At 29.8% G+C, this 17,318-nt stretch carries 16 protein-coding genes and 2 pseudogenes; 14 read left to right on the top strand and 4 right to left on the bottom strand.

The window, feature by feature from the left end; genetic code table 11:
• Window positions 1-20 precede the first annotated feature (20 nt).
• The 6 genes from B2694_RS11000 (at window position 21) to B2694_RS10975 (ending at window position 4,524) form a co-directional block, all read left to right on the top strand.
• Entirely contained in the window at window positions 21-587 is a 567-nt protein-coding gene (locus B2694_RS11000) for a TetR/AcrR family transcriptional regulator C-terminal domain-containing protein (protein ID WP_346885775.1), read from the top strand.
• 187 nt (window positions 588-774) lie between these two features.
• Window positions 775-1,353: a manganese efflux pump MntP family protein gene (locus tag B2694_RS10995; protein ID WP_346879339.1), complete on the top strand. Its 579-nt coding sequence runs from the start codon at window positions 775-777 to the stop codon at window positions 1,351-1,353.
• A gap of 15 nt (window positions 1,354-1,368) precedes the next feature.
• Window positions 1,369-2,724 (top strand): radical SAM protein, encoded by a 1,356-nt coding sequence (locus tag B2694_RS10990; protein WP_346885774.1) that lies wholly within the window; start codon window positions 1,369-1,371, stop codon window positions 2,722-2,724.
• 181 nt (window positions 2,725-2,905) lie between these two features.
• Window positions 2,906-3,661, top strand: coding sequence for a TSUP family transporter (locus B2694_RS10985; protein ID WP_346885773.1), 756 nt, complete (start codon window positions 2,906-2,908; stop codon window positions 3,659-3,661).
• Between the two features lie 96 nt (window positions 3,662-3,757).
• Complete coding sequence (locus tag B2694_RS10980; protein ID WP_346885772.1) at window positions 3,758-4,081, top strand: hypothetical protein; 324 nt, start codon at window positions 3,758-3,760, stop codon at window positions 4,079-4,081.
• Window positions 4,082-4,173: 92 nt separating this feature from the next.
• The gene (locus B2694_RS10975) at window positions 4,174-4,524 is read left to right on the top strand and encodes a hypothetical protein (protein ID WP_346885771.1); all 351 of its coding nucleotides are present in this window, start codon (window positions 4,174-4,176) and stop codon (window positions 4,522-4,524) included.
• Between the two features lie 918 nt (window positions 4,525-5,442).
• Here B2694_RS10975 and B2694_RS10970 read toward each other — a convergent pair.
• From B2694_RS10970 to B2694_RS17820, 4 genes and pseudogenes are all read right to left on the bottom strand, one after another.
• Window positions 5,443-6,378, bottom strand: a pseudogene (locus B2694_RS10970) (glycoside hydrolase family 25 protein); the annotation flags it as partial.
• A gap of 136 nt (window positions 6,379-6,514) precedes the next feature.
• A complete protein-coding gene (locus B2694_RS10965; RefSeq protein ID WP_346885770.1) occupies window positions 6,515-7,663 on the bottom strand; it encodes a DUF3298 and DUF4163 domain-containing protein in 1,149 nt (382 codons plus the stop codon).
• A 142-nt stretch (window positions 7,664-7,805) separates the two neighbouring features.
• On the bottom strand, window positions 7,806-9,737 hold the full coding sequence (locus B2694_RS10960; protein ID WP_346885769.1) for a cell wall-binding repeat-containing protein: 1,932 nt from the start codon (window positions 9,735-9,737) through the stop codon (window positions 7,806-7,808).
• A 404-nt stretch (window positions 9,738-10,141) separates the two neighbouring features.
• Window positions 10,142-10,246, bottom strand: a pseudogene (locus tag B2694_RS17820) (CPC_1213 family protein); the annotation flags it as partial.
• Window positions 10,247-10,450: 204 nt separating this feature from the next.
• On the opposite strand from B2694_RS17820, the gene B2694_RS10950 reads away from it, so the two are divergent.
• The 8 genes from B2694_RS10950 (at window position 10,451) to B2694_RS10915 (ending at window position 17,274) form a co-directional block, all read left to right on the top strand.
• Window positions 10,451-10,822, top strand: a complete 372-nt coding sequence (locus B2694_RS10950) for a hypothetical protein (protein ID WP_346885768.1) — start codon at window positions 10,451-10,453, stop codon at window positions 10,820-10,822.
• Window positions 10,823-10,977: 155 nt separating this feature from the next.
• Window positions 10,978-11,517, top strand: coding sequence for a rubrerythrin family protein (locus B2694_RS10945; protein ID WP_346885767.1), 540 nt, complete (start codon window positions 10,978-10,980; stop codon window positions 11,515-11,517).
• Window positions 11,518-11,729: 212 nt separating this feature from the next.
• Complete coding sequence (locus B2694_RS10940) at window positions 11,730-12,356, top strand: response regulator transcription factor (RefSeq protein ID WP_346885766.1); 627 nt, start codon at window positions 11,730-11,732, stop codon at window positions 12,354-12,356.
• Window positions 12,357-12,529: 173 nt separating this feature from the next.
• The gene (locus tag B2694_RS10935) at window positions 12,530-13,462 is read left to right on the top strand and encodes an ABC transporter ATP-binding protein (RefSeq protein WP_346885765.1); all 933 of its coding nucleotides are present in this window, start codon (window positions 12,530-12,532) and stop codon (window positions 13,460-13,462) included.
• 9 nt (window positions 13,463-13,471) lie between these two features.
• A complete protein-coding gene (locus B2694_RS10930; protein WP_346885764.1) occupies window positions 13,472-14,581 on the top strand; it encodes an ABC transporter permease in 1,110 nt (369 codons plus the stop codon).
• Window positions 14,581-15,705, top strand: a complete 1,125-nt coding sequence (locus B2694_RS10925; RefSeq protein ID WP_346885763.1) for an ABC transporter permease — start codon at window positions 14,581-14,583, stop codon at window positions 15,703-15,705. Before B2694_RS10930 ends, B2694_RS10925 begins: the two co-directional genes overlap by 1 nt.
• A gap of 169 nt (window positions 15,706-15,874) precedes the next feature.
• On the top strand, window positions 15,875-16,528 hold the full coding sequence (locus B2694_RS10920) for an ABC transporter ATP-binding protein (protein ID WP_346885762.1): 654 nt from the start codon (window positions 15,875-15,877) through the stop codon (window positions 16,526-16,528).
• Complete coding sequence (locus tag B2694_RS10915) at window positions 16,528-17,274, top strand: ABC transporter permease (protein WP_346885761.1); 747 nt, start codon at window positions 16,528-16,530, stop codon at window positions 17,272-17,274. The genes B2694_RS10920 and B2694_RS10915 overlap by 1 nt, the downstream gene beginning before the upstream one ends.
• Window positions 17,275-17,318: the final 44 nt, after the last annotated feature.

The following is a 17,318-nucleotide window of genomic DNA, read 5'->3' as shown; positions in this document are numbered from 1 at the left end:
TAAAGGGGTGAGGTTATACTGTGAGATCTAAAAAAGAAAATACTAAAGCACTGATAGTTGATAGCTTTAAAAAGTTAATGACTCAACATTCCTTTGATAAGATAACTATAAAAATGATTACTGATGAGTCAAAGTTAATAAGACCTTCCTTTTATAACCACTTTGCTGATAAGTATGAACTGCTTGAATGGATTTGTTATAAGGATATATTTGAAGGAGCGACCCTTCTTATAGATAATAAAATGTTTAATGAGACAATTCTTTTTATTCTTACTAGGATAGAAAATAATAAAGAGTTTTATACTAAAGCTATGAAAATAGAAGGACAAAATTCCTTTGAGAGTATAATATATAAATTTCTTCTTAAGATGTTTGAAGAATTATTTTCTGTGCTAGATATAGAAAATATGAATTTTGAAGGAATTCTCACCGCTTCTGAAATTGCTAATTACTATTCTAGAGGTCTAACCTATTTTTTAATTACTTGGCTTAAGAAAGGTGTACAAGTTCCTGCTCATGAGTTAGCTGAAAAATATTATTTACTGCTTTCTAATTCCTTAGAAGATATTGTGTTCAAGCCATTATAAAAAGCTATGGGGCTTTAGCAAAGTATATTACTAATCTTATATAAAACAATTAAATAGATTTGTTTTAAAGCAACTACATAAGTTGCTTTTTGTTTTTTTTGATATACATTTAGGGCAAAGTGTATTTTTACATAAAAATCTATATTGACTATAATTTAAGAAAACAGATTATGAAAGGAAGATGCTTATGAGTGTTCTGGAAGTAATCATAGTATCAATAGGATTGTCTTTAGATGCATTTACAGTGACAGTATGTACAGGTGCAACTCAACCTTATCTTAAAAAGCGTATGGATTTTATTGTTGGCCTTGCATTTGGAGGAATACAAGCTATTATGCTTACTATTGGAATGATGATTACAAAGTTTCCAGTAAGCTCAATTTATTCTGAAACTTTTAAATCCATCAATCAATGGTTTTCTGCAATTATTTTCATTTTCTTAGGACTGAAGATGATAAAAAATGCACTTACTATTAAATCCATCAATGAGCAAAGGGAAAGTTTTAATTATAGAAATATTTTTTCCTTAGCCTTTGCAACTAGTTTGGATGCTTTAGTATTAGGAATTGGCTTTGCTCTACTGCGCACTGAAATTATTATAGATATGTTTATCATATTTGTAATAACAGGGATTTCATCTATTATTGGACTAAGGGTAGGCTACCGTGTGGGTGATAAGTACAGAGTTGCAGTTAATATCTGTGGTAGCGTTATATTACTTATTATGGGAGTGAAAATGATACTTTCTTACTTTAAAATTATTTAAAATGGGGGTTGGCTTATGTTAAATGTAAAATATAAAATTGAAAAGGCTGCTTTAAAGCAGGGACTTGGATACTTAAAGAAAAATCCTGAGAAAAACTTTGAGAAAATTGTTCATTGGTTAAGGAAGTTTGATACAGAAAATTTATATACACCTCAATATGATGCCATTGAAGGATTTTTAAAGGAGAAGGATAATAACTGGGTAGAGCTTATGACTAAATTAGCCAAAGAAGTGAATCCTCATATTTTAGAAACTGTGTTTAGTAACTTTCTTCTTAATTCTTCTATTAGAGGTTGGAGTGAATCTAGGAAAAAATCTAAGGAGTATGGATATGAAATTCCCTTTACTCTACTTATAGATCCTACTACTGCTTGTAATAAGAAATGTATTGGTTGTTGGGCTGCTGATTATAACAAAGCTTTAAATTTAAGCTATGATGAATTAGATAGTTTACTTATTCAAGGTAAGGATTTGGGTATCTTCTTTTATATAATGACTGGTGGTGAGCCTTTAGTTAGAAAGAATGATATTTTAAAACTGGCTAAGAAACATAATGATTGTGTGTTTATGATATTTACTAATGGAACCTTAATTGACCAGGCTTTCTGTGAAGACCTATGTGAAGTTGGAAATATAGTTCCTACTATTAGTGTTGAGGGTTTTGATGATGCTACTGATGCAAGACGTGGTGATGGTTCTTGGAAGGATATTACTCGTGCTATGGATCTTATGAAAGAAAATAGAGTTCCTTTTGGATTCTCAACTTGCTTTACAACTAATAACTGTGACAGCGTTTTATCTGAAGAGTTTATAGATATGATGATAGATATGGGTGCTTATTTCTCTTGGTACTTTACTTTTATGCCTATAGGCTGCAAAACAGATACTTCCTTAATGGCTAATCCTGATCAAAGAGAGAAACTATATCGTACTATAAGAGGTTGGCGCTCTACTAAACCAATCTTTAATATGGATTTCTGGCATGATGCTGAATATGTTGGTGGTTGTGTGGCTGGTGGAAGAAGATACTGCCATATTAATGCTAATGGTGATGTGGAACCTTGTGTATTCTGCCACTACTCCAGTGCTAATATAAAGGACGTTCCTTTAATTGAAGCTCTAGGACAGCCACTGTTTATGGAGTATCAAAAAAATCAACCTTTTAACAATAATCAATTTAGACCTTGCCCAATTCTTGATAATGCTCCAAAGATTGCAGAGATGGTTAAGGCTTCTGGGGCTAAGTCTACAGAGTATGTAGATCCTGAGAATGTAGAAGATTTAGTAGCTAAAACCATAGACTATGGTGAAACTTGGGCTAAACGAGCTGAGCCATTATGGGAAGAAAATTTAATGTGTAAAAATAAATAAACTATGCCCCATTGGGTAAGGAATTTTATTCCTTGCCTATGGGGTACTTTTATTAATAATAAAGTAATTCTGTTTCTTTTTCTTCCTTTTCCCCTTATAATATAAGAGTAGATTATGCTTCATAAATTTATAATATATTCTTTAATATGAAGCTTGTAAAAATTAAATTTCTGGAGGAATTATGAATACACTTACTTTTATTTTTTTATGCTTTGCAGGTTTTCTGGCAGCCTTTGTAGATTCCATTGCTGGTGGTGGTGGGATAATAAGCGTTCCTGCTTATATGATAGCTGGGTTGCCTCCTCACATGGTTCTTGGAACTAACAAGTTTACAGCTTCTATGGGCTCTCTTACTAGTTCTATTAATTTTATAAAGTCAGGTAACTGCAATTTTAAGTTTCTTAAAATAGTAGCACCTTTCACTTTAATAGGCTCTATTTTAGGCGTTAAGGCTGTACTTCTATTGGATGAAAGTTTTCTTCAACCTTTAGTTCTTGTGCTAGTTCTTGCCATAGGTGTTTATACATTCTTTTCTAAATCCATTGGGGAAAAGGATAATTTTAAGGGATTAAATAAAAGAAATATGACTATTTCTATAATCTTTGCTTTTTCACTAGGATTCTATGACGGATTCTTTGGACCTGGTACAGGCTCCTTTTTAATCTTTGGTCTTATTAATATTTTAGGTTTTAATTTTCTTAAAGCTTCAGCAAATGCTAGAGTTTTAAATTTTGTTAGTAATATTGCTGCTCTTGTTACCTTTGCCTTTAGTGGTAACATAAATTACCTAATTGGTATACCTGTTTGTGTATTTATGATATTAGGAGCTAAACTAGGAACAAAGTTAGCTATTAATAAGGGGTCAAAGGTTATTAAACCTATTTTTGTTACTATGTCCCTTGCGGTAGCTATAAAAATGTTATTACAACTATTCTAATATTAAATATTTTATATATTAGGAATAATTTTCTTTACAGGAACTTATCCTTAGCCTATACTTATTAATGTGTGCTAAAAAGGAGGCTTTGTGCTCATGTATTCATTTGTTGTTGTAATTATTATAATTATTATTGGATTTTTAGTTTGTAAAAGAAATTATAAAAATAGAGCTAGTCATATTAATGGCAATTTATTAGAGTATTGCTATCACATTGTTGTAGAATTTGAAAAACTTAACTTTGAACAACGAGGGAAGTTTAAGAATTCTCTTACTCAAAAGGAATCGGATCTATTTGATGGTATAATAACTAGAAGCATGACTTTAGGTAAGAATCTTAACATACTTCAAAGTCATATGTTTAATCTAGAGTCTATTATGAAAAAAATAAGGGCACAAAAAACTAATATAATGCAATAAAAAACATTAAAAAAATATTTTAATAAATATTTAGATATAATTTCTCATATTATACATAAACTAAATGGGAATCTTAAGAAAGGAATGATATTATGAATTTTAAAAAATTAATAACAAATACTTTAGCTATTGTAGGTGCTGTTGTGGTTGTAGATAAAATTGTAAATGCCGTTTCAAACAAGAGCATAAAGTCTATAAGTGAGGCTCTTATGAAGGGTGATTTAAATGAAGACGAAGATAGAGATGAAGATTCAGACCTATGTCAATGTAGCTTTTTAGATGATGACTATGAAGAAAATCTAAATGCTTGTCACTGTGGTGAAGATTCTGAAATTGATTATGAAGCTTTCCCTGACATAAAACAATATGAAGATAGTGACGAAAGTGCTTTTCAGTATGCTATAAAAACTGAACCTATTACGGATACACCAAAAGAAGTATAATATGTATTAAAGTCCACCTTCCTTAAAAGAAAGTGGACTTTTTAATTATCTGTGATGTTTTTTATGGTGTTTTTTGTTCTTCTTGCTCTTTTTACTTGGATAACATTCATCAAATTCTTTATAATCATAGTGTTTCTTTTTATGGTGTTTGTGTCCATAATCACAATTATTTAGATACATGTTTTGAAGTAAATATTCACACTTCATGCAGTTGCTCTTAGGCTGCACACATTCCTCACATACCTTATAACTTTCTGGGTCACGATTTTCTAATCTACGACGGTCTCCTTCATATTCTTCTCTTAGGATGTCATCATATACTGGTTTTTTATATCTTCTACTATTCTCAACATCTTCTAATAAAATATCATTTTCTTCTTGATCTATACCTTTTGTATCTATTTCTTCATAGTCTATGTGTTCTTTAAAATTATTTCTATCTACTATATCATTGTCATCATGGACTTCTTTTTCAATATCATCATACTGATCTTCATTCCACTTATCATATTCCTCGTGATGCTCCTCATCGTTTTTATTACATCTTGGACAAGGATTTTCACATTTTTTATCTAACTTTTTATAAGGATTCTCTCTTCTACATTCTCTATTAATTTCAGAAAGACCAAATTTGTCCCTAGATTCCCTATTATCATAATATTTTTTATATGCTCTTTCAGCTTCTAATCTCTTCATATATAAAATATCATCAAATTCATCATCTGTTTCTACAAAATCATCATAGATATCAAAATCTTCTTTTCTTTCAACAGGTTTAATAAATCTCTTTGCTAAACCATCTACAGGATCCTTAAATTCTACAGATTTTACATCAGCATGAGCTTCTACATCCCATCTGTTATTACATTGACATTCATGAGTATTTTCATTATCAAATACTATATCCCTGCCAAAAGTAACATTAGCACTAGCTCTCTCTTGTGAAAAATCTCCGTCGGTATCAAAGGCTTCAATAGACATTATATACCTTTCTCCCAGACTTGGTTTGTTAGCTAGTTTTAAAACATAGGAGTTAGCATCTCTGCCTAATGTAGTTACATAGTTGGAGTTTATGAATATATTATATCCACCTAAATCTATATCAGTATTTGGTGTCCAATTCATTCTTATTTCTTGGCCTGTTGCTACTGCTCTAAAATCTCTTACACTTCTAGGCTGCATTAATAAATCTAAATTTTCTGGTCCATAGTTTAAGTCTACTGGTGGATTTACTCCAGGCATGGTTCCATTCTCAGTAAATTGCCACATTCTCCATCTAGTCCATCCACCTTGATCCCTTGGATATGGAGGATTTGCTGGTAATTCTGGATACATAGCAATCCAAAGAGGCATATCTGCTAGGATAAAACCTTTCTTAGTATGATAGAAATTGTTATATAAATCAATAAAAAATGCTCCAGTATATAACATCATTTTTCTTCTAGTTTTTCTTTCAAATCTCTTTCTAAATCTGTCTACCCAATCTAGTAATGCATCTGTAGATATAGATTTATCTAGTGGTGCTTCAATGTCAATTACAGGGAATAGATCTCCATATCTTCCTGGTCCATAGGCTTGTTGTAGTATGTCTATAAATCCATCACATTGAATATCTGCGGTAGTTAAATCTGTAGAAGGTACTGCATAATGATATGCACCTGTTCTTACTCCCACATTTCTTAATCCGTTTACATACTCAATAAATTTTCTGTCTATTCTCATTCTACCAGTACCATAACCAGAACCACGTAAATAAGCATATGGGGTTTGTGTTGCAAGTAGAGTATAATTTACATCGCCCCTATATTCATTTAAATCAGGACCTATTATGTTACGACTAGTTTTATTTTGCATACTCTCCTCCGAAATTGAATGCTTCACTTATTATATTACTAGTCATATATCCAATGTGTTACAACATTTTCATTTGAATTTATATGATTTTTTTAAAATTCCTCTCATTAGATTTTAATATATAGAACCTAATTATCTACTGATTCTTTACTTTAATTTCTCCACTCTGTAAGTTTACCTCATATACTTTATTGTTTAACAAAATATTTTCATCCTTTCTATTATTTCCTGAATAGGTTATATAGAGAATTATGCTATTTTTATCTTTAAATAAGCTCTTGTAGTATGTGGTAACTCCTTTTACATATTTATCTGAATCCTTATTTTGAGTGTTTGATGCCTTTATATCTTTTATAAATTTAAAAACTTCCTCTTCAATATAGTTATTAATTTTCATCTCTATATCCTTGTTTATCATATTTTCAATTTTTGGATAACATAAATACTGATTAAATTCTTCACTACTTTCTTCATAATTTATTGTTTTTATTATTGGGGCTTCCACTTGAATATTTACTTTATTTAAACCTTTAGGAAATTTACTTAGGGGTATATAAAATTTAGGAATTCCTGCTACGTAGGGAGCAATTTCATATTCATCAAAATATATGACTAAGTCTTTATCTGTTAAGAAAAATTTTTGATTATAAGGGATTACATTTAGTTTATCTACAGCTTCTTTGAAATATAATTCAGGATTTTTATTTATAGTAGCTTTCACATTGTCTAAAATAATTTTATTATAATTCCTATTATTCCCCAAGAAATCTTCAATGACTCCTCTATTTCCTGTATTTATATCAAAGTTAAAGGACTCATCTACTGATGATCCATGAGCTCCACCTGTATAACTATATAGGTTTAGTGTTATTGAAAGGATATTATTCTTATTATAAGTCACATTATTGTTTACATTAATTACATAGGGTTTTGGTTCTAATCCAACTTTTATATTATATTCATTGTCTCTAATAGATAGTTTTGTTATATATTCTTCAAAGTCACTAATTCTTTTTGATATGTTATTATTTATAATCCCTTCTGCTTCTTTATTTTTAGCAATCTTTACACTTGGCTTATTGATATTTACAGATACATACTTATTAGAATATACCTTTTCCTCGTTTTCTATTGTGGCACCTTCTTCATCTTTCAGTATATTATTAACCATTCTTGGTAAAGATATCTCTACGGAATCAGGATCACTGTGTGCATCTATGGCAAATGCTCCATGAAAATTAGTAGTTAATAATAAAACTAAAATTAAATATATAACTTTCCTCATAACATTTCTCCCTTCTACAAAATATATTTTAAATAAAATAACTTTATATTAGTTTGCCCATATAAATCCTGTGTACACCTGTTAATTTTTAATAAAAAAATGCCTTAACCTTTAGTTAAGACATTTTTTAAAATTAATTTTTTTATAATTTAATTCTTAATTTATTTAATGCAGTACTTGTTATTAATTGTGGTCCTCCTATTACATAGATCTTATTTATACTATCTCTATTTTGTGTAACTATATTCATAGTAGGTGCTTTAACTTCACTGTTACTATGCAATATTACAAAAGATGAGTTTTTAGAAGCTAAAGCTGACACTGAAAGAGCATCAGGGAAATCAGTCCCTAAAGCCAAATACATTTGTGAAATATTTAAACTACTTTTAAACCTATTTAAGATTTTCTCATTAGTTGCATATCTATCAGTTCCTCCAAGCCTTTCTGGATTTTTAAAAGTATTAAATAAAGCATCTGATATTATTCCAGAACCACCTACTATATAAGTCTTAGTAATATTTTTACTATTCAAATAGTTTCTTGCACTACTTGGGAATTCACTATTTTTAGTTAGAAGTATTGGCATACCTTTAATTCCTGCAACAGATGATATAGAAAGACTATCTGCAAAATTTAATCCAGTACTAATTACTACCTCACCTGTAGTTCCAACTTCCTGTGCGATTTTTACAGAGGTATCATATCTATTGGCCCCACCTAACCTTTTTGTAGTTATATTCATTGCTTTAATTTGATTTTCAAAGGTAGATGAAAGAACACCGGTTCCGCCTACTATATATACATTCTTAACCTTTAGGTTAGATAATAAATTTTTTAGTTCTTGTTGTTCATTTAAAGATTGATTCCTAGCTAATAGTATTGGTGCTTTATTTTTAGCAGCCAACGGACCTGCACATAGAGCATCTGGATAATCTGTTCCAGGTGCTATTACAACTGTATCAGAAGAAGTCCACCCCTTCTTTGCTACTAAATAAGAAGTTTCATATCTTGTAGCTCCATACATTCTCTCTCCTTGGGTTGAAGAAATGGTTACATTAGCTTCTAAATAATTAACGATACCTTTGCTTATACCACTAGCTAATAATTCTTGATAAGCATTAGTGCTCATTTTAATTGCTTCACTTTTATTACTTATAAAACCACATTCTGCTAAAATTGATGGCATTTTAGTTTCTCTAACCACATGAAAATCAGCAGTCTTTACTTTTCTATCATAAGCCCCTGTACTGCTTATTAATTGTTTTTGCACAGAATCTGCCAGTGGCTTTGAATCCATTCTATTAGGATAATAATAAGTTTCTATTCCATAGGCAGCAGTTGTAGTTGCTGAATTTATATGAATAGATGCAAAGGCATCAGCCCCTGAATTATTAGCAAGGGAACTAATTTCTCTAAGCTCCAAAAACTTATCCGTAGTTCTACTCATTACTACTTCTATTCCTTGAGATTGAAGAATTCTTTGAACCTTAAGAGCTATCGCTAAAGTTAAATGTCTTTCTTCTAACCCATTTGCACAAGCTCCTGGATCACCACCATATCTCGGATCACCACCATGTCCAGCATCAATAAATACTCTATAATTGCTGTTAGTTGTAATAGTTTTTGTAGTAGTTGCTGTTAAAGTTCTGGCTGCCATTACTTGTTGAGTTGGTTCTTTTACCAATACTTGATAAACATAAGTACCGCCTTCACTTTCAAGGGTTATAAAGGTTTCCCCTGTAGCTACACCCACAAATTTCCCATTTTCGTCTACTTTGACTATACTTTCATCTCTAGAACTTAATTTAAAAGGAATTGAAGCTTCTTCTTCTACTAAAAGGCTAGTATGGTCAATTGCTTGTCCAACATCAATGGATAATCCATTTTTCACTTGTACATTAGCCTCTTCATTTTCACTTAGTATAGTTTGTAATTGACTTTCTGTATTACTTATACCACCATTACCGCCATCTTCTGCTGCAGCTAATCTACTAACTGGAGATACCATAGTAATTGTTAACATTGCAGTTATTGCACATAGTAGCTTTCTAATACGACTTTTACTTCTTTTCACTCTTCTTTCCCCCTATTATACATTTTATCACTAAAATATAGTCATCCTTAATTTTATTCTACATATATCATTCATATCCTTTTGATTTTTGATAAATTATGTGGAATTTTTACTTTTACAATGTTACTTATACATTATAACATATAAATTGGGAGTAATTTGTAAACTTTTATAATATAGCTTCCTCATGCAATAATTAATATGAATTTAAATCTTGGTAAACAGAGTTCTTAGCTTCAGATGGATTATTAAAGCTATTAGTAATGGATTTAATTAGAGCTATAACTTATAAAAGGTATATCCTAATGACTTTCATAACTATGATATACCTTTTAATTCTTACTTTAAATAATAAAATCCTTTGGATCATGCTCCTTTGCTTTAGGGCCATTGTATTCAGCCTTAGGTCCATTAAATACAGCTTTAGCACTTTCTACTTGTGGATCATGATTTATATTTTTTTTCTTAAAATGTCCATCTTCTTTTTTATTATTTTGTGTTCTTTTCATATTTGTCACAGTATCACCCCTTTGTAATATTAGAGTAACCACAAATCTTTAGTTTATACTTTTTAAAACTTCTTATATTTAAGGATAATATATTTTCTAATATTTACCTGAACTTATAATCATATTATGATATAATTATAGTATTATACTCATATATTAAGAGTAAACTTATTATAATAAAAATAATTTAAAGGAGGATATTATATGATGGAATACACTTTATCAACTTTAGAAGCTTTTCAAGTTTTAGATTCCCATCCAACTTACAGAGCTATTAATTCTGAAGGTCATACTTTAGAACTTAGAGGTCCAGAAAAATTTATCATTCATAGACGTGTAAAACTTGCAAAAGATAAGCATGTAAGTCTTAATGATACATGGAGAATAATTAAGCCTATTGATTATGAACTAGCCAATGAGCTTTTCAAAAAGCTTAGAACTATAGAGATTAGATTTGAAGATGGTACTAAGAAATTCTATTCAAAGATGCCTGACAATGGTCATGTTATCCTTGAAAGTGATCTACCACACTATAAAAATTGCTTATTTTATTGTTTTAGTTACTATGAAGAGTAAAACTTTTATGTAAGGATTTATTATGGATATTGATGAGTGCATAAATAAAAAATAGACTATGAAACTTAATTTCCTGTTTCATAGTCTATTTTTTGTAACCTTTAAAGTACCTACTAATATATTATATATAGATAAGTACTTTTTAGGAGATTTACATGGAATTTTACGGAAGCCAAACTGAAAAAAATCTGAAAAAGACTTTTACTGGTGAGAGTAAGGCTAACACTAAATATACATTATATGCAGAAAAAGCTAGAAGTGAAGGTCTTCACTATGTAGCTCAAGTTTTTGATGAAACTGCATTTAATGAACTTGCCCATGCTAGAAGAGTATTTGGTGAATTTTTAGGTGAAGTAAACTCTACAGAAGAAAACTTAATGAATGCCTTTATGGGCGAAACTGCTGAAGCAACTGCAATTTACAAAGAATATGAAGAAGTCGCAAGAAGGGAAGGGTTCGAAGAAATCGCAGACTTCTATAAAGAACTTGCAGAAGTGGAAGCTGAGCATGATTTAAGATTCCGTGCTCTTTACAACCGAATACTTAGCTGTACCTTGTATAAAGGAGATTCTGATTCTCTATGGCAATGTACTAACTGTGGATATATACATGAAGGTTATACTGCACCTAAAGTATGTCCGCTTTGTAAATTCCCTCAAGGATGGTTTGAACCATATTGTAACCCTCTAGATTAACCACTTTAAAATAGCGTAGATGCCTATCCCCCAGGGTAATCTTGCTATTTTATTTTTATTATATAAAGGTTTTTAATGATTTTTATAGAAATATTTATTTATATAGTAGGATATTAAACTTATGCATATTAAATTTAATCTCCTACTATGTATTAACTTTACATATCATATTTTTTATTAAAAATTTAAATTTATTTATTATAGGAGTTATTATGAGTATTAAAATTTTAATTTGTGATGATGATGCACTGATAAGAGAAAGTTTAAAAATTATATTATCCATGGATGAGGAGTTAAATGTTGTACACATTTGTGAAAATGGTTTGGAAGCTGTTAAATATTGCTGTAATAACTCTGTGGACGTGGCACTTTTAGATGTTCGTATGCCTGAATTAAATGGTGTAGAGGCAACTAAGGAGATTTGTAAAGTCACATCAACTAAAGTCATTATATTAACCACCTTTGATGAAGATGAATATATTTCTTCTTCATTAAGGAATGGCGCAAAGGGTTATTTGTTAAAAAGCAATTCTCCTAATACTATTATTAACACCATAAAAGTAGTTCATAATGGAAGTGACGTAGTGGAAAATGGAATTATAGATAAGCTTCTTTCTAAAACTTCTCCAGTATGTCCTAACCCTAATATGAATAATTTTTCTAAAAGAGAAGTGGAAATTATAGAATCCATTGCTGAAGGTTTAAGTAATAAGGAAATTTCTGAAAAGCTATATATCTCTGAAGGTACTGTGAAAAATTATATTACAAACATATTAACTAAAACTAATTTAAAGCATAGAACCCAAATTGCAGTTTATTATTTAAAAGGAAAAATTTAAGTATGACGAAAGTCATATAAAGTTATGACCTTTTCCACTTATTAGTGGGAAAGGTTTTTTATATAATTTAATTATAGGATATTCTAATTATATTTAAATTTCAGCTAAGAAATATCAATAAGATTTTTAGAAAATACTTAATAATTTTTTAGCTTAAAAAAGGGGTTGTTATAATGTTAATAAATATAGAAAATCTAACTAAAAACTTTGGTGATAATATTGCTGTAGATAACTTAACTCTATCCATTGAAAAAGGTGAAATTCTAGGTCTTTTAGGTCCTAACGGTGCAGGTAAAACTACTACTATAAATATAATCACCTCCATACTAAAGCCTACTAAAGGTAATGTAGAAATCTTTGGAAAGTCCCTTTATAAGTATGGACCAGAAATAAAGGCTCGTATGGGTATTGTCCCTCAATGCATATCTTTATACGAAAATCTTACAGTAGAAGAAAATATAAGTTTTTTTGCAAAACTTTATGGATTAAGGGGAGCTTTTTTAAGAGATGGTTTAAACTATGCTCTAGATTTTACCTCTTTACAGGATCATAAAAAAACTAAGTGTAAAAATCTATCTGGTGGAATGCAGCGTCGATTAAATATTGGTTGTGCCATAGCTCATAAGCCAGAAATTATAATTATGGACGAACCAACCGTGGGAATAGATCCTCAATCTAGAAATCATATATTAAATATGGCAAAGGAGCTTAATAAAGAAGGTTGCACTATTATTTATACTTCTCACTACATGGAAGAAGTTCAACAGCTGTGTAATAAAATTGTTATTATGGATAATGGAAAGCTAATAGCAAAGGGAACTAAGGATGATTTAATCTCTTTAATTTCTGATAACTCCACTTTAGAAATTGAAGGCTATGATATTAATAAATCTGTTTTAGAAAAGCTTTTGGAAATAAAGGGAGTAAACAGTTATTCCTTAAATGAAAACAAAGTACTGATAACCTCCAGTAAAGATGTATCAAATTTAAGTTCCATTATTAACTTTTTTACTTCTAATAATATAGAAATTAGAAATATGGGTTACAAAACCTTAGATTTAGAAGATGTATTCTTAACTTTAACTGGCAAAAAGCTTAGGGATTAGGAGGAAATTATGAAATTTTTAAATGTTGTTTATTATGATATATTAGACCTCCTTAGGGATAAGACCTCAATGTTATCCATGATAATTTTCCCTATATTATTTATGACTACCCTTGGAATAACTTTAAGTGGAGCCTTTTCTTCAAGCTATGAATTCAAACCTAAAACAGTGATATATGTGAACAATCTTTCTACCACTTCTGATTATAGTGAAGAAAAACTTATATTAAATAATTTCTTAGAACTGGGGAAAAAAAATAATATAACCTTTAAAGAAATTTCATCTGTAGAAGAAGGTCAAAAAGAAGTTCAAACTGCTAATTCTATATTCCTCGAACTTAGGGATAAAAATATTATAGTTTATAAAAATTCTAAGAATAAATATTCCACAAATATAGTTATAAGTATGCTAACTTCCATATCTAAAAAAGTCACTCTAAAAAGTATCACAAATGGTAATATTGAAACCTTAGAAGAAGGCTTTACCACTGCTACTGAATTTCAACCTAAAAAAGGATTTACCTCCTATGATTATTATGGCATCGTAGAAATAACCATGATGGTCCTTTATGGTTCGGGCTATGGGTTTTATACCATTTATAATAATAGAAGAAACAAAATAGAAGCTAGGTGCTTTCAAGGGAACCTTTCTAAAAATTCCTATATAATAACTAAAGTTACTTCAACTTTTATTGTAACTGTGATATCACTAATTCCTGCAATGCTTTATTCCATATTTGTTTTAAAAGCTTATTGGGGTGAGGATTACTTTTCTGTTATAGCACTCCTTTTATCTTTAAATTTCTTTGGCACTACCCTTGGGATTTTACTTGGATATATTTTTAAGGAAGAAAAACATGGTTCCTTCTTTCTTAATACCTTAATTATACCTGTTATGACCTTTTTAGGTGGAGGATATATATATTTAGAAGATGGTAATAAGCTCCTTGATATAGTACGCTATATTTCACCTTTAACCTTAATAAATAAATCTATTCTTTCCATAGCTTTTTATGAGGACTATTCTAAGTTTTATATAAGTATTCTCTACTCTGTAGCACTGGGAATTTTATTTTTAGCTTTTACTTTCTCTATATCAAATAAAAAGGAGGCTTATTAATGAAGATTTTATTAGTTATGGCTGAAAAAAATCTAAGGCTTATATTTAAAGATAAGCTTTCTATAATACAGCTATTTATTCCTATATTAATAATAATGTTTAGTATAAAATTATTTAGTTTCAGCAATGGAACTGTAAAAATCGGGATTATAGATGAAGATTGCTCCGATTCATCAAAGCTTTTAATAAGTAGTTTAAGTAATAATTCTTCAATTAGTACAGTACCTCTTGAAATCTCTACTGCTGAATCAACTATGATGGAGACATCTATTCCTGTCACCATTGAAATCCCTAAAGATTTTGAAGAAAGTATTATAAATGGAACTCCTAAAAAGATTAACGTACTTTCTGAAAAAGACAGTTCTATGGGTGATGCTATTACCTCCATAGTAAATCTTCAAGTAGAAGATTTATATAACTTGGGCATTAATTCTAATAAAAGCAATGATGAATATGAAAAACTTTTATTAAAATATAGTGATGATCCAGTTAAAATAACCTCTAAAACCTTATCAGATTTAGAGAATGATTTTGATTTAACTCAAACTGCAATTGCCTTTGTAATTTTCTTTCTCATGATGAGGGCATCTTCTATATCTTATATAATATTATCAGAAAGATGGAATAAAACTTACTATAGAATATTTACTACGCCAGTTACCTCCTTTCAATATATTGGAGGAAATATTTTAGCAAACTTTTCACTTTTAGCTTTTCAACTTCTAATTACCCTTATAACTCTAAATTATTTTGTAGATATATATACTTGGGTAGGGTTTATTCCTCTGTTTCTTTTGTTATTAGGAATAGCTCTAGTTACCGTGGCCTTTGGTACTTTTTCCATAGCTTTATTTTTTAATTCTAAGGGATACGGTATGTTTTCTAACATTGTAATTACTATTACTACTATAGTATCGGGTGCTTTTACTTCCATTAATTTTTTACCTGAAAGTGTTAGATTTATAGCTCCCTTCACTCCTCAGTACTGGGTAATGAATGGGATAACTAAACTTCAGATGGGTATGGGAATGAATTCTATTATTATTAATTTGGGAATATTATTACTCTTTTCCATTGCACTATTTTTAGCTGCAGCCTATAAGCTTAAGTTAAAACTTCAATAAAAGTTTTATATGTAATGTAATTATTATAAATACTGTATTAAAGACCATTATAATAAACCCTCACTAAGAAATTTAAATTATTTGTGAGGGTTTATCTATGTATTCTTTCCTTTCAATGATATAATTAAGCAATAATATTTTTTAATTTTACTTTGAAAGAAGGGATATAATGAGTATATTATCTTTAAAAAATGTTTCTTTTCAAGATGCTAATACAAAAGTTCTAAAGGATATTAATTTAGAAATCAATGAAGGGGATTTTATAACTATCACAGGGCCTTCTGGTGGTGGCAAATCAACCTTACTGAGAATTTTAGGGGACTTAATTTCACCAACTTCTGGTCATTTATACCTGAGAGATAAGGATTATTCTGAAATCCCCCCTCTTAAACTGCGCAGTGAAATAAATTATTTCTTCCAACAACCTTATTTGTTTGGTAATACTGTCTATGATAATCTTTCTTTTCCCTATGAAATTAGAAAGAAAAATATAGATGATAGGAAAATATATATGCTTTTAGAAAAGTTTAATATAGACAAGGAATACTTAAGTAAAGATATAAACAAATTATCTGGTGGTGAGAAACAAAGAATTTCCCTTATTCGCTCTCTTCTCCATGCAGGTCCTGTTCTCTTACTAGATGAGATTACTTCAGCACTGGACAAAGAAAATAAACTTTTAGTTGAACATATTATGAAGGATATGAATAAGAAAGGTCATACAATCTTATGGATTACCCATGATTTATCTCAAATAAAGGACTTAAGCAATAAAAAGATTATTATAGAGGATGGAACAATAATTTCTAAGGAGGGATTTTAATGAGTACTCTATCCCTTATAGTTTCTTCAGTATTGATTTGCATTCCTATTTTCATCTCCTATAAAGAAGATTTAGGACTAGGTAAAGATATACTTATTAGCATGGTTAGGGCCATAATACAATTAGTTATAGTAGGCTATATACTTCAATTTGTATTTAGCTTAGAAAATCCTATATTCACTATTTTATTAGTTACACTAATGATTATCAACGCAGCACTTAACACCAAAAAGCGTAGTGAGAACATAAAAAAACCTGTTAGAACATCCTTTATTGCTCTATTTTCAGGTGCTTTTATAACCCTTTCTATATTAGTACTTTCTGGCGCTATTAACTTTATTCCTAATGAAATAGTACCTGTAGCCGGTATGGTTGTGAGTAATTCTATGGTTGCCATAAATCTTAGTTACAAAAACCTTAATACTACCTTTAGTAGCAAGAGAAATGAAGTTGAAGTTAAACTTGCACTTGGAGCTACAGCTAAGGTTGCATCTAAACAGATTCTTAAAGATAGTATAAAACTCTCAATTATGCCTTCCATTGATTCTGCTAAAACCCTTGGCATTGTATCTCTTCCTGGGATGATGACTGGATTAATTTTAGCTGGATCATCTCCACTTATGGCAATTAAATTTCAAATAATGGTTACCTTTATGATATTATCTTCAACCTCCATTGCTACCTTAATAGCAACCTATATCTCCTACAAAAGCTTCTTTAATGAAAGATCTCAATTAAAAGTATAGTATTAATATAAGGATTGTCCAAATAAATTAAATAGTTATTTAGG

It is taken from the genome of Clostridium sp. UBA4395 (assembly GCF_002390995.1).
In the GTDB taxonomy this organism is placed as follows: Bacteria; Bacillota; Clostridia; order Clostridiales; family Clostridiaceae; genus Clostridium_J; species Clostridium_J sulfidigenes.
Note: the sequence above shows the minus strand (reverse complement) of the source record. Positions and strands in the feature narration are given on the sequence as shown.